Here is a 13,854-nt window from a genome sequence, read left to right as displayed (position 1 = left end):
AACTACTCAAAAATCGCGCTTAACGTTCTAATTGTACACAAACATCCGTTCTATGCACACATAACCTGCATAACGGTGTTAAACGCTTGCTGAGGTTGTTCACTATCTAACCTGTGAACATTCTCCCAGCTTCTTAACCAAGTAATTTGGCGTTTTGCCAATTGGCGTGTCGCACAAATTCCCCGATAAATCATTTCATCATGGCTTATTTCACCATCTAAGTATGACCACATCTGCCGGTACCCCACACAACGGATCGACGGAAGATCAACATGTAAGTCATCTCGCTGATGAAGCACACGAACTTCTTCTTCAAAGCCTGTGTCAATCATCAGATGAAAACGTTGTTCTATGCGCTCATGTAAAATTTTACGATCTTGTGGCGCAATAGCAAATTGAAACACATTATAAGGTAATTCTTCTCCGGCTGTTTGTGTCATTTCAGTCAAAGTTTGTCCTGAAATGAGATATACCTCTAAAGCACGGGATAATCTTTGTGGATCATTCGGGTGAATCCTTGCTGCTGCTACAGGGTCAACCTCAGCCAAACGGCGGTGAATTTCACTCCATCCTTGCTCTTGTGCAATTTTTTCAATTTCGATACGAATGATAGGATCAGCAGAAGGTAATGGTGATAACCCCTCAAGCAATGCCTTGAAATACAGCATTGTGCCACCTACCAATAATGGAATTTTACCTTGTGCAGTAATTTCCCCCATAGCATTTAATGCGTCACGGCGAAAATCTGCTGCGCTATACGGAAGAGATGGATCGAGAATATCAATCAAACGATGAGGAGCTTGTCTGAGTTCTTCTGCCGTAGGTTTTGCTGTACCAATATCCATTCCACGGTAAATCAATGCCGAATCGACACTAATAATTTCCACAGGTAGGTACTTGCGAAGTTCTATCGCTAAAGCTGTTTTACCTGAGGCCGTTGGGCCCATTAGGAATATTGCATCAGGTTTTTTCTGAGTTACTAAATCACTCATTTGTTAGTGTAGCTACCACTGATTGTAAATTAATTAATTGTAATAATGTTGATGGGGGATTTTTCACCCACTGCGGACAAACCCGCTCAACATCGGCCAGCAACTGAACAGCCTGCGCTAAACTCCAGCTTTCATCTAATTTCACCTGAGAAACCGCCTTAGCAAGCCATTGTGCGATGTCTTGGTTTGTTACGCTTTCTTTTGTCGATAAAAAATTCAACAAATCAGAAAAAAGCTGCGATAAATTTTGTGTTCTTAGTGGTAACGATACCGTATGAATTGTTACTTTTCCATGAAATATCGTGGCTTCGATACCAAATATTGTCAATTGTTCCTTGTACCGTTGTAAAACCTCTATTTCGTCATTTTTAAGTGACAATTTTAACGGTATTAGTAATGGCTGTGGCTTTAGTGCCCCACCTTCGGGAGACAATTGAGCTAGCTTCAATAAATAATTAGCTTCTGTTAAGGATAACAGGATTAATCCCAATGAAGACTCAATTAATGCAAAGTTTTTTGCGTAAATTGTCAATACCTTACCAAAAAGGTAGTCATCCGCATTTTTTGTCACAGGTTGACAAGAAATTTGTGGTTCACCTATCGGTTGTCGCTGTGGAAAAAGCGGTTTTTTATCTTCAGGTGCAACAGGAATCGACATGAGACTTTGGTAAAGGTCCCCTGCTTTTTTATCATAAGCCAACGTTGTGTTTCTTGGCTCTAATCTACTCGGGGTTGCCTGCATTGATTTCGCTGATGATAATGCAGTACTTGACGTTGATTTTCCGCGAAGATCAGCGCTGTAAGCAGGTTTAAGCTCTTGAGTCGATTGCTCATTATTAACCTGCCCATGTGACTTGGCCGATAACGTCGATGACGCAAAATAATTTTCCCCCGCAGAAGTTCGATTTTCTAATTCCGTATTTGCAATTTCAATACCAGGAAGCTCATCTATTGATGCCGCTTCTAATAATACTGTACGAACAGCTTGATAGATAAAATCATGCACTAAGCGAGCTTGATGAAAACGGACTTCATGTTTTGCAGGGTGTACATTCACATCGACTTGTTTCGGGTCAATCGTTAAATACAGAACATAAGCGGGTTGTTGGTTTTCTTCTAAATGCCCTTCATAGGCTTGGCGGATCGCATGATTAATTAACCTATCACGCATCATCCGACCATTGACATAGCAATACTGAGTCTCGCTGACCGGTGTGCTTGACGGAGAAACGACCCAGCCTTTAATCGCCAAATCGCTATGCTCCCACGACAACGCTAATGCGCTCTGTATAAAGCCCGTGCCGCAAATAGCCCCTAAGCGTCTCTCTTGCTGGTTTTCATCATGGGCTGCACGATATTGCTTCACCAATTTACCATTATGGGTCAAATTAATCGCAACATCTGGACGAGATAATGCAATACGACGAACCACCTCATCAATATGACCAAATTCCGTTTTTTCAGTACGCATGAACTTACGACGAGCCGGTGTATTATAAAACAGGTCTAAAACTTCAACTGTCGTTCCATTTGGATGTGCGGCGGGCTTAACCGTAACAGTCATATCTCGCCCTTCCGCATAAGATTGCCACGCTTCCGTTTGTTCAGCTGTTTTTGAGGTCAACGTTAACCGAGAAACTGAACTGATACTCGCTAACGCCTCACCTCGAAAGCCCATACTCATAATGGCTTCGAGGTCATCCAATGTAGCAATTTTACTGGTTGCATGGCGTGCTAATGCAAGGATTAGCTCATCTTTATTAATTCCACAGCCATTATCACGAATACGGATCAGTTTCTCTCCACCACGTTCAATATCGATATCGATACGTGTAGCCCCTGCATCAAGGCTATTCTCAACTAACTCTTTGACTACCGACGCAGGTCTTTCAACCACTTCACCGGCTGCAATTTGGTTTGCTAGTTGAGGTGAGAGAATGTGTATTGCCATAACTCAAACCTCTTATTTCGGTGCTGCTTGTATTGGATTTGCCAGAAAGTATTGGCGTAACCCTAAATAAATAGCTTCCGCGACTTTATCTTGGTAATCATTTGATTTAAGCAATTGCTCTTCCGCTGTATTACTAATAAACCCAGTTTCGACCAGAATTGATGGAATATCCGGTGAGCGCAATACACCAAGACTCGCATGCTCAGGGCTTCTTTTATGAATATTGCCCACTTTTCGCAGCTGTTCGATGACTTTGACTGCAACATCATAACCTACTCGTTGAGAGTGTCCAAATTGTAAGTCCAAAACAGCTTGGCTTAAGTAAGGGTCTGCACCACTAAGAGCATCTCCTGCACCACCTAACAGCTCAGATTGTTTTTCACGCTGTTCCAACCAACTACCTAACTCACTGTTCGCACGACGATTAGAGAGAACCCAAACCGACGCGCCGCGCGCGCTGCTATTTGGTGCAGAGTCTGCATGGATGGACACTAGCATATTGGCACCTTTTTTACGTGCCACATCAGAACGACCACTAACAGAAATAAAATAGTCGCCATCACGTGTCATTGCAGGCTTGAACATAGGGTCTGCATCAAGACGTTGATACAGTTTGCGTGCCACACTCAGCGTAACATCTTTCTCTTTATAGCCATTTTTACCAATCGCACCCGGATCTTTTCCACCATGACCTGCATCGATGGCAATGACTACCTGCTTAGCGCCTTTTGGTATGCCCTTACTTTTTGCAGGTATCGGCGTTTTGGTTGAACTAGGTGCGGAATTGTTCATTTTTAAAGGCTTATCCTGCACATTATTAACCACTGGCGCAACGGTGTTATTCGTACGATTATATGATGTAGGGTTCTTTGAATTACCCGCAGAAATAGTCAGAACGAGTTGGTATTGACCAGATACTTGCTTCAAAATTGCTTTTGTTTTCGCCGCTTGAGATAACTCAAGTACAACACGCTTATGTTGGTTATCGACAGGTTGACTTGACCGAACTAATTTAACTAAATCACCCGCAGGTACCTTAAGAGGCAAACCAATAATGTCACCTCGTTGTTTGACATCAACGACAAGGCGCTCAGGAGAATGCAATGAAAAATAAGAATAATCAGGCTTACCATCAATAAAGCTCAAAGTCACTTCAGCCTGAGATGGGCTATTATTGACTTGAATATTAGACAGTGTCGCTGCTTGTGATTGTACAGAAAACAACCACATCATCGATAACATAAACAGGGTAAAAGCGGCAAAAAATACCTTATTTGTTATTCTGTTTATTGGTGCATTCAACATGAGCAATAGCTTCCTTAAAGTAGGGGTAGTGCTTTTATCAACGACTCCCCATTTGCAGAAAAAGCAACAAAGTGAGCCTGACGACCGTCATCTAAATAAGTTAGATGAAGTTCAAGATCCGCTTCTGGTAAAAAACCTTTACCTTGTTGTGGCCATTCGACCAAACAGATCGAATTTTCAGAAAAATAGTCACGAATTCCCATAAATTCAAGCTCTTCAGGATCAGCTAAACGATAGAGATCAAAGTGAAAAACGTGACGATCTGCTAATTCATAGGGTTCAACTAACGTGTAGGTTGGACTTTTCACATGCCCTTGGTGACCAAGAGCTTGTAGAAACCCACGACTAAATGTCGTTTTTCCTGCGCCAAGATCACCATATAAGTGGATCACCGCACCTTTGTGGCAAGCTTTAGCAATAGCGCGACCCAGTGCAACAGTTTGCTCTTCGTTAGCAAGTTGTATTATACGTTCTTTCATATGGTTCTTTTATTACGTTATTAATGGACTATGTGCCTATTGTTTCCTAAACACCTTGTTTTATCACTCATCACACAGCACCTAAAAGATATATCAATTAATATCGATATTACCGTTTATCTTAACCTATGCGGGATCATTTTTCTTAATTAACATAGGTTGAAAGATGAGTTCAGAAATATCTTATAATAGATCTAAATAGCTGACGCTTTTTTTTCCATTCATTTTGATGAAAAATACAGGTCATGATAGAGTGCATCCCGTTTTTAACCTTTATCGAATAGGATCTGATGGCAACATTCCTCGATCTCAACCTTCTCGCTCAAAACATAAAGCAATGGGGCATTGAAGCAGGTTTCCAGCAAGTGGGGATCTGTGATACCGATCTGTCTGTAGAAGAGCCCAAATTGCAGGCATGGTTAGATAAACAATATCATGGCGAGATGGAATGGATGGCGCGCCACGGTATGATGCGTGCCAGACCCCATGAACTGCATCCTGGTACTTTGCGTGTTATTAGTGTACGCATGAATTATCTTCCAGCCAAAGCCGCATTCGCCAGTACACTAAGTAACCCTGAATTAGGTTATATTAGCCGTTATGCCTTAGGTCGAGATTACCATAAGTTATTGAAAAGACGGTTAAAGTTACTTGCCGACCGTATTTTAGCTTATTGCCGTGAATTTTCAGGAATGACACTTGCAGATGGTATGACGGTCGATGACCTAAATTTTAGGCCTTTTGTCGATTCCGCACCGATCTTAGAGCGACCATTAGCAGTTAAAGCCGGTTTAGGCTGGACAGGGAAGCATTCGCTCGTATTGAATCGTGAATCGGGATCTTGGTTCTTTCTTGGTGAATTGTTGATCAACTTACCTATTCCCATTGATCATCCCGTAGAAGAAGCTTGTGGCCGCTGCGTGGCTTGCATGACGACTTGCCCTACAGGCGCTATCGTCGAGCCTTACACTGTAGATGCAAGACGCTGCATTTCTTATCTTACTATCGAGCTCGATAGCGCTATACCAGAAGAATTCAGACCCTTGATGGGAAATCGTATCTATGGTTGTGATGATTGCCAGCTCATTTGCCCGTGGAACCGCTTTTCACAACTCACTGATGAAGATGATTTCAGCCCAAGGCAGGCACTACATACGCCAAAGCTTCTTGACCTGTTTTCATGGAACGAAGAAAAATTTTTGAGGATAACGGAAGGATCTGCGATCCGTCGAATTGGTTATATTAAATGGCTACGTAATATTAGCGTAGCGTTAGGTAATGCCCCCTATCAAGATAGCATTGTACTCGCTTTACAAAACCGGCTTGGTATTAATAGTATGTTGGATGAGCACTTTCAGTGGGCAATACAACAACAACTTAGTCGCCGTAACGAAAACCAAGTGACTATTCATACTTCACAGCAAAAACGCCTTGTACGAGCCATTACTAAAGGTTTACCTCGTGATGCTTAAAAAAAAAGCTGATATATATGTAGGATAAAGAATTGTCAAATTAATGTGAATAAAATAAAAAACTGCTTTGCTGACAATAGGTAAAGAATTTACAAGCCGTGCTTACCACATTTTCGAAAAATATCCCCACCCACTAAAAATCAATAAGTTAGATAACCACATTTTAGCTATGTTGATTGAATAAGATTGAAATAAGTGACATCTCAGCCTGTGGATAACTCTGTGTAATAAGTTATTTCAAATAGCAATAAATGCAGGTGAAAATATAATAGGTTGTGGATAACTTTTGCATACTGCATTAACAGTAAAAACAATGATTTTACGTTAAGTAACGACTAAAAAGTTATTAAAAAAGCTAAGTTTCATTAGAAAAGGAACTGAAATCAATAAAATTCAAGTTTTTCGCTTATAATTTAAGTAATGCCCTTTTAAATAAAAAACTGATAGATAGGCCTATTAGCAAGGGGGGGCTATTCTATGGCTACCAGATTATGAATGCAAGTAAAAATCTGAATATGATCCCAAAAAGATCGTCAAAGCCGCACCGATCCTAGATTAAAGGATCACGCTTTGCTAAAAGCAGGCAAATATTGGATTTATAGATGTAAACCATTCTAACCAAAAATGGATGGCTAAGTATTTTTGATTTACTAGAAAGAAATAGAATATTAAGAAAATATTGGAGCGGGAAACGAGACTCGAACTCGCGACCCCGACCTTGGCAAGGTCGTGCTCTACCAACTGAGCTATTCCCGCATTTGGTGGGTACTACTTTGACTTTTGACTAAAACACTAAGAAAGTTTGGAGCGGGAAACGAGACTCGAACTCGCGACCCCGACCTTGGCAAGGTCGTGCTCTACCAACTGAGCTATTCCCGCATCACGAAAATAGTGCTTTAGCTAAAATACCAAAAAAATTTGGAGCGGGAAACGAGACTCGAACTCGCGACCCCGACCTTGGCAAGGTCGTGCTCTACCAACTGAGCTATTCCCGCATCGCCATTTTTGGGTATTTTACGTACCGATTCAATCATAAAAACTTCATCGGTACGGGGAGCGCATTATACGAAAAATTCAGAGACTAGCAAGCCCTTGCGCTCAAATTTTTTATTTTTTTGTTCATATGTCGACAAAATAATCATAATGATTGTTTTATCAACAAACGTTGTAAAAATCTGATTTCAATACATTAACATTGGTAACTTACTCAACGATAATGCGTATTTTTACATTGTTCTCAAATACTGCAATCACGCTTTTTCCACTCCTTTAGAGCACACTCATCAAATGCAATATTAAATATCATCAATGTTCACTCTTATTCGTTTAGCAGTTTTTTTAAGCGATTGCGCACTACTGCTAGAGTAGTGAATGACAAACGTAATGTAATATGTAATACAACGTGATCTTTAGACACAAAAAACCGCCTCAAGGGCGGCATATTCATTAATTCAATCTTTAATAAATGTCTCTCGATAATAAGCCAGTTCTGCGACTGACTCACGAATATCATCAAGAGCTTGGTGAGTATTTTTCTTAGTAAAACCCGCTAAAATTTCAGGTTTCCAGCGGCGAGCAAGCTCTTTTAGCGTACTAACATCAAGGTAACGATAGTGAAAATAGCGTTCTAATTCAGGCATATAATTAAATAGAAAACGCCTATCTTGCCCAACACTATTACCACAAATTGGAGATGCTCCCTGAGGAACCCATTGCTCTAAAAACGCAATAGTAGCCAGCTCAGCTTCACGATCACTGATCGTGCTTTTGCGTACACGTTCAACTAAGCCACTGTTGGTGTGAGTATTCACATTCCATTCATCCATTAATGCGAGTTGTTCATCTGTTTGGTGTACTGCAATTACTGGGCCTTCTGCTAAAATATTAAGGTGGCTATCTGTTACAATAGTCGCAATTTCAATAATGCGATCACGAACGGGATCAAGCCCGGTCATTTCTAAATCGATCCAAATTAAATTATTCTCATTCTTTTGCATGATATACCCTAACTGCATTCTATGAAGTTAAGGTATGATAACACTCTTCATGTCTTAACAATAAGCATGAGTGATAATCTAATGACAGCCAAATAGTGAAGAGAGGACAGGTGGCTAAACAGAAACTTTCGAAAGGCCAGCAACGCCGCGTTCAAGAAAATCATCAAAAAAGACTGAAAAAACAAAAAGCAGTCGAAATTGATGATAGCCAATTAGGTGAAGCCCAAGAAGGCTTGGTGATTAGCCGCTTTGGCCAACATGCGGACATTGAGGCGCAAAATGGCACAATACAGCGCTGTAATTTGCGTAGAACGATTTCATCTATCGTCACTGGGGATAACGTAGTATGGCGCCCTGCCCTAAATACACAAACAGATATTAAAGTTAATGGTATTGTCGAGGCCGTTCATGAGCGTCATTCCGTATTAACTCGCCCTGATTACTATGATGGCTTAAAGCCTATTGCCGCAAATATCGACCAAATCGTTGTTGTTTCTGCCATTTTACCCGAGCTCTCACTCAATATTATCGATCGCTATCTTGTTGCCTGTGAAACCATCGGTATTCAACCTATTATTGTTTTAAATAAGGTGGATTTACTGGATGAAGAAAACCGCGAGTGGATTAGCGGCTTGATGACTATCTATAGTGATATTGGCTATCAAGTTCTTGAAGTTTCTAGTCATACTAATGAAGGAATGGAAGCACTCACTAACACACTGGCTGGGAAAGTTTCCGTATTTGTCGGCCAATCCGGTGTTGGTAAATCCAGCTTGCTCAACACATTGCTTCCACATACTGAAGAAGCCATTCTCGTTAACGAGGTTTCTGACAACTCAGGACTGGGGCAACATACCACAACAACAGCCCGTTTATATCACTTCCCACTTGGGGGCGATGTGATTGACTCCCCAGGTGTTCGCGAGTTTGGTTTGTGGCATTTGACAACGGAACAAGTGACGAAAGGATTTGTCGAATTTAAAGATTATCTCGGCGGTTGTAAATTCCGCGATTGTAAACATTTAGATGATCCGGGTTGTTTGTTGCGTGAAGCGGTGGAAACCGGAAAAATTGCTGAATCTCGCTTTGAAAATTACCACCGTATCTTAGAGAGTATGGAGCAGGTGAAACCCCGTGGTAATTTTACAGCAAAAGACAAGTAAAGTTAGTGAGTGCTCACAACATTACTATACGCTGACTCTAATTTACTCAAAATAGTTCAAACTGTAACTAAGTGGCAAAGTTAGCCTTGGATACATGTCTTCATACATGGCTGGGATAACAAAATGCAGTCAATGATATAACGGTTTGGTATCTCATGAACAAACTAGGTACAATAGCTGCCCTTTTGCTAACTTACCTTTAAAAATCAGAGGTTAATGTGCTCGATAAAATTAAAATCCGTTTGCAATATATACTGCCAAAACAAGCTCTTACGCAATTTGCAGGCTGGTTTGCTAGTAAGAATGCAGGTTTTATGACGCAATGGGCAATTAAACTTTTCGCTAAAGCCTATAAAGTCAATATGAACGAAGCGCAAAAAAGCGAATTTACGGCTTATGCCTCTTTCAATGACTTTTTTATTCGCTTACTAAAAGAAGAAGCTCGTCCAATCGTTGAAAAAGACCACCAACTTGCTCAACCCGCAGATGGTGCTGTCAGCCAACTCGGTTCAATCGATGATGGCCTTATTTTTCAAGCTAAAGGCCACAGCTATACTGTTGAAGCTTTGCTTGCGGGGCAATATCAATTAGCGGAACGCTTTCGGGGTGGTGAATTTATCACGACATACCTTTCACCAAGTGATTATCACCGCGTACATATGCCATGTGATGGCTTACTTAAAGAAATGATCTACGTGCCGGGTGACCTATTTTCAGTAAATCCGTTAACAGCACAAAATGTACCGAATTTATTTGCTCGTAATGAGCGCTTGATTTGTGTTTTCGATACCCCTGTCGGCTTGATGGTGCAGATCCTTGTCGGTGCAACAATCGTCGGTAGCATTGATACTGTGTGGAGCGGTTGTGTAAACAGCTCTCGTGAAGGCGTCATAAAACGCTGGGTTTATCCTGAATTAGATAGTGAAGGTGCCGTTTTCTTGAAAAAAGGTGAAGAAATGGGCCTGTTTAAGCTCGGATCAACCGTGATTAACCTGTTCGAAGCGAATAAAGTAATATTTAATCCGTCACTTATCCCAGGCTACGCAACGCGTATGGGGGAATTGCTCGCACAAACGATGACGGAAAATGCAACAACCGAGTCAGTCGAAATTTAATTTATTCATTTTCCTTAAAGGAGCTCCTCACTGTGCGCTTGATTATCAGTTTTTTTCTTAGCCTGTTAATCGTTTTTTCTTCATTTGCGGCGTCTATAGGAACGCAAGATGAGGCACAGATTAAGCAGGAGCTCAAACAGCTAGAATCGAGTACCAACCCGAAAGATGCCGAGATAGCCCAAGCATTACAAGGCGCGCTAAATTGGATGAGTGAAACGCGTGAATCTGAAGGAAAAGCGAAGTCTTACCAACAAGCAATTGATAACTTCCCTAAAATTATCAAAGAACTCAGACAAAAACTACTCAAAGAAAATGATGAACCGAGCAGCATTCCTGTTGGGATCAGTTTGGGTGAGCTAGAGCAGCGTATTATCCAACTTAGTAGCCAACTTCTTGACCAAAGCCGCCTAATTCAACAAGAGCAAGACAAAGGTCGAGAAATCAGTGAATCATTAAATGTGCTGCCCCAGCAGCTTTCAGAAGCCAGACGCCTACTTTCCGAAGCAACCTCACGTTTTCAGTCACTCAGTACGCCTTCAACTCCGTTATCCGATGCCCAATATGCATTGGCCCAAGCCGAAGTAAGTGCTCGCAAATCGGCCGTTAATGAATTAGAAATGGCGCAGTTATCCGCCAATAACCGCCAAGAGATTTCCCGCCTCACACTTGAGCTATATAAAAAGCGTCATCAACGCATGGAGCTTGAGCTACAAAATTTACGTGATTTCCAAAATACCCAGCGTCAGCAGAAAGCCATTTTGGCATTAGAACACACGGAAATGTTGGCAGCACAAGGCGAATTAACGCCATTCTTAACCGAACAGCTGGATATTAACCGTAAAATGTCGCAGGAGCTAACGGCTCAAGCACAGCGCATGAGCGCGATAACCACCAGCCAAACTGAAATTTCAACCAGTATTCGTGATGCTCGCCAAGCCCTGACCACCATTCGTGAGCAAGCGCAGTGGATCAGTAGCTCAAGTACTCTAGGGGAAGCGCTCAGAACGCAGCTTTCGCGATTACCTGATATCCCTAAAAGCCAGCAACTTGACCGTGAAATGGCTGATTTACGCGTTCAACGTTTAAATTATGAAGATAGCCTAGATAGACTCAGTAAAATAGATACAAGCGAGCAAGAAACCGAACATGAGCTTAATGCAACTCAAGTACAAGTTTATCAGTCATTGATTAAAACTCGCCGCGAGCTGTTAACCTCATTAATTTCAGGCCTTGATGCCGAAATGCTTGAGCTAACTAAATTAAATGTTGCCACTGGGCAACTAACGGATGCATTAAAAGAAGTCAAAGACGCCTCCAACCGTTATCTGTTCTGGGTTGCGGATGTACCGCCAATCAGTATCAGTTATCCTGTTCTGCTCGTAACGGATATTACCCAGCTACTTTCGCTAGATACTTTATCCCAACTTGCTGGCGCGTTGGGTGTCATGGTCACGACACAAGATACTTTCTTATACCTCCTAGGTTCGATTGCTCTCGTCATTTTCAGTATTAGCACACGTAGGCACTACCAAGCATTTCTTGATCGCTCTAGCTTGCGTATTGGTAAAGTCACACAGGATCGCTTTTATTTAACCATTCGAACTATTTTTTGGTCGATTATTGTAGCGCTACCCTTGCCAATGATGTGGTCAGCTATAGGTTATGGATTACAAAGCGCGTGGCAATACCCAATGGCTGCCGCAATTGGTTTTGGTGTGAGTGCGACAACACCACTTTTATGGTTGTTTATGATCAGTGAGACCTTTTCTCGTCCTACTGGTTTATTTATTTCCCATTTTGGTTGGGATAAAGACGCAGTCAAACGCGCTATGCGCTATTACCGTATGGCCATCTTTGTTATCGTCCCACTGGTCATGGCGATTATCACCTTTGAACATTATAGTGACCGTGAGTTTGCTGCCACAGTCGGTCGTGCATGCTTCATCTTTTTATGCATAGCACTAAGCTTAATTACCAATAACTTGCGCCGTTCACAGATCCCTTTATATTTAGATAGGCATGGATCAGGGGAGAATATCGTTAACAAAGCGCTGTGGTGGATGATACTACTCGCCCCTATCGCAGCGGCATTCTTTTCTATCTTAGGCTATTTTTCAACCTCCCAAGCACTACTTGCCCGCTTAGAAACCTCTGTCGCGATTTGGTTTGTGATCCTAATTATTTACCACACCATTCGCCGATGGATGTCCATGCAACGACGAAAATTGGCTTTTGAACGAGCCAAACAGCGTCGTGCAGAAATTTTGGCGCAACGCGCTAAAGGTGAAGATGATAACCAACAAACGAATGCGAGTAGCGAAGGGAATATTGATATCGAAGAACAGGTTATTGACCTTGATGCTATCAGTACCCAGTCTGTTGGCTTAGTACGCTCAATTTTAACCATGATTGCATTAGTATCACTAATTTGGTTATGGTCTGAGCTGCATACTGCATTTTCTTTCCTTGAAAATATTCGTTTATGGGATGTGACCTCCACGGTCAATGGTATTGATACTATTCAGCCCATCACGATGGGGTCAATATTCATTGCAATATTAACGATTATTGTAACGGCACAACTGGTTCGCAATCTCCCTGCTCTGCTAGAGCTTGCCGTCTTACAACATTTAGACTTAACACCGGGTACAGGTTATGCGATTAGCACGCTAACCAAATATGGTATTACGCTGATTGGCACCATTGTTGGCTTCTCAATGTTAGGTATTGATTGGTCTAAACTTCAGTGGCTAATTGCCGCAATGGGGGTTGGACTTGGTTTTGGTTTACAAGAAATTTTTGCCAATATTATTTCTGGGTTGATGATCTTATTCGAAAAACCGATCCGTATTGGTGATACCGTCACTATCCGTAACTTAACGGGCAGTATTACTAAAATCAATACTCGAGCGACAACACTCACCGATTGGGATAGAAAAGAAATCATTGTGCCAAATAAGGCGTTTATTACTGAGCAATTTATTAACTGGTCGCTGTCGGACACAATCACGCGTATCGTGATGACGATCCCTGCGCCATCAGATGCCAATAGTGAACTTGTGACAGACACTATTTTACGTGCCGCTAAACGCTCTACGATGATTTTAGATAACCCAGCAGCGGAAGTTTATCTTGTGGATATCCAACAAGGTATTCAAATATTTGAATTACGTGTTTACGCCGCAGAAATGGGACACCGTTTACCGGCTCGTCACGAAATTCACCAAAATATTTTAGCTTCCTTTGCAGAACAAGGTATTACATTACCATTCCCACCATTTCAAGCTAGGGTTGATGTCCGTGATAATTCACTACAAAGTGCAACAAATAACTTGTCTGGGCGTAATCCTAACCGTAAAACAGGGGAGCTATAGACGGTA

General features: G+C 41.7%; 9 protein-coding genes and 3 tRNA genes. 4 read left to right on the top strand and 8 right to left on the bottom strand.

Translation table 11 applies throughout. From position 1 onward, the window contains the following. Positions 1-50: 50 nt before the first annotated feature. Genes miaA through tsaE form a run of 4 tightly spaced genes read right to left on the bottom strand, consistent with a single transcriptional unit; the run spans position 51 to position 4,727 of the window. The gene (gene miaA / locus ACLPIE_RS08995) at positions 51-992 is read right to left on the bottom strand and encodes a tRNA (adenosine(37)-N6)-dimethylallyltransferase MiaA (protein ID WP_430261266.1); all 942 of its coding nucleotides are present in this window, start codon (positions 990-992) and stop codon (positions 51-53) included. Then, complete coding sequence (mutL, locus tag ACLPIE_RS08990) at positions 985-2,943, bottom strand: DNA mismatch repair endonuclease MutL (protein ID WP_430261264.1); 1,959 nt, start codon at positions 2,941-2,943, stop codon at positions 985-987. The genes miaA and mutL overlap by 8 nt, the downstream gene beginning before the upstream one ends. Positions 2,944-2,955: 12 nt before the next feature. Beyond that, complete coding sequence (gene amiB / locus ACLPIE_RS08985) at positions 2,956-4,248, bottom strand: N-acetylmuramoyl-L-alanine amidase AmiB (RefSeq protein WP_430261262.1); 1,293 nt, start codon at positions 4,246-4,248, stop codon at positions 2,956-2,958. A gap of 14 nt (positions 4,249-4,262) precedes the next feature. After that, positions 4,263-4,727 (bottom strand): tRNA (adenosine(37)-N6)-threonylcarbamoyltransferase complex ATPase subunit type 1 TsaE, encoded by a 465-nt coding sequence (gene tsaE, locus ACLPIE_RS08980; RefSeq protein WP_430261260.1) that lies wholly within the window; start codon positions 4,725-4,727, stop codon positions 4,263-4,265. Between the two features lie 290 nt (positions 4,728-5,017). Between tsaE and queG the strand changes: the two genes are divergently transcribed. Then, complete coding sequence (queG, locus tag ACLPIE_RS08975) at positions 5,018-6,199, top strand: tRNA epoxyqueuosine(34) reductase QueG (RefSeq protein WP_430261258.1); 1,182 nt, start codon at positions 5,018-5,020, stop codon at positions 6,197-6,199. Positions 6,200-6,879: 680 nt separating this feature from the next. On the opposite strand, the gene ACLPIE_RS08970 is transcribed toward queG, so the two are convergent. From ACLPIE_RS08970 to orn, 4 genes are all read right to left on the bottom strand, one after another. After that, positions 6,880-6,955, bottom strand: a tRNA-Gly gene (locus ACLPIE_RS08970). A 47-nt stretch (positions 6,956-7,002) separates the two neighbouring features. Further along, positions 7,003-7,078 (bottom strand) — tRNA-Gly (locus ACLPIE_RS08965). A 40-nt stretch (positions 7,079-7,118) separates the two neighbouring features. Next, positions 7,119-7,194 (bottom strand) — tRNA-Gly (locus tag ACLPIE_RS08960). Positions 7,195-7,650: 456 nt separating this feature from the next. Further along, the gene (gene orn / locus ACLPIE_RS08955; protein ID WP_430261256.1) at positions 7,651-8,196 is read right to left on the bottom strand and encodes an oligoribonuclease; all 546 of its coding nucleotides are present in this window, start codon (positions 8,194-8,196) and stop codon (positions 7,651-7,653) included. 110 nt (positions 8,197-8,306) lie between these two features. Between orn and rsgA the strand changes: the two genes are divergently transcribed. From rsgA to mscM, 3 genes are all read left to right on the top strand, one after another. After that, positions 8,307-9,359 (top strand): small ribosomal subunit biogenesis GTPase RsgA, encoded by a 1,053-nt coding sequence (gene rsgA, locus ACLPIE_RS08950; RefSeq protein ID WP_430261254.1) that lies wholly within the window; start codon positions 8,307-8,309, stop codon positions 9,357-9,359. A gap of 218 nt (positions 9,360-9,577) precedes the next feature. Next, positions 9,578-10,474, top strand: coding sequence for an archaetidylserine decarboxylase (gene asd, locus ACLPIE_RS08945; RefSeq protein ID WP_430261252.1), 897 nt, complete (start codon positions 9,578-9,580; stop codon positions 10,472-10,474). Positions 10,475-10,506: 32 nt separating this feature from the next. Continuing rightward, positions 10,507-13,848, top strand: coding sequence for a miniconductance mechanosensitive channel MscM (gene mscM, locus ACLPIE_RS08940; RefSeq protein ID WP_430261250.1), 3,342 nt, complete (start codon positions 10,507-10,509; stop codon positions 13,846-13,848). Positions 13,849-13,854: the final 6 nt, after the last annotated feature.

The sequence above is a fragment of the Providencia sp. Me31A genome (genome assembly GCF_050487165.1).
GTDB lineage: Bacteria > Pseudomonadota > Gammaproteobacteria > Enterobacterales > Enterobacteriaceae > Providencia.
The sequence above is the reverse complement of the archived record's forward strand: the minus strand, read 5'-3'. Positions and strand labels throughout refer to the sequence as shown.

Bases quoted from the DNA above. Each gene is read 5' to 3' on its own strand.
- orn (WP_430261256.1), bottom strand. From the start codon at position 8,196: ATGCAAAAGAATGAGAATAATTTAATTTGGATCGATTTAGAAATGACC.
- queG (WP_430261258.1), top strand. From the start codon at position 5,018: ATGGCAACATTCCTCGATCTCAACCTTCTCGCTCAAAACATAAAGCAA.
- amiB (WP_430261262.1), bottom strand. From the start codon at position 4,248: ATGTTGAATGCACCAATAAACAGAATAACAAATAAGGTATTTTTTGCC.
- mutL (WP_430261264.1), bottom strand. From the start codon at position 2,943: ATGGCAATACACATTCTCTCACCTCAACTAGCAAACCAAATTGCAGCC.
- miaA (WP_430261266.1), bottom strand. From the start codon at position 992: ATGAGTGATTTAGTAACTCAGAAAAAACCTGATGCAATATTCCTAATG.
- tsaE (WP_430261260.1), bottom strand. From the start codon at position 4,727: ATGAAAGAACGTATAATACAACTTGCTAACGAAGAGCAAACTGTTGCA.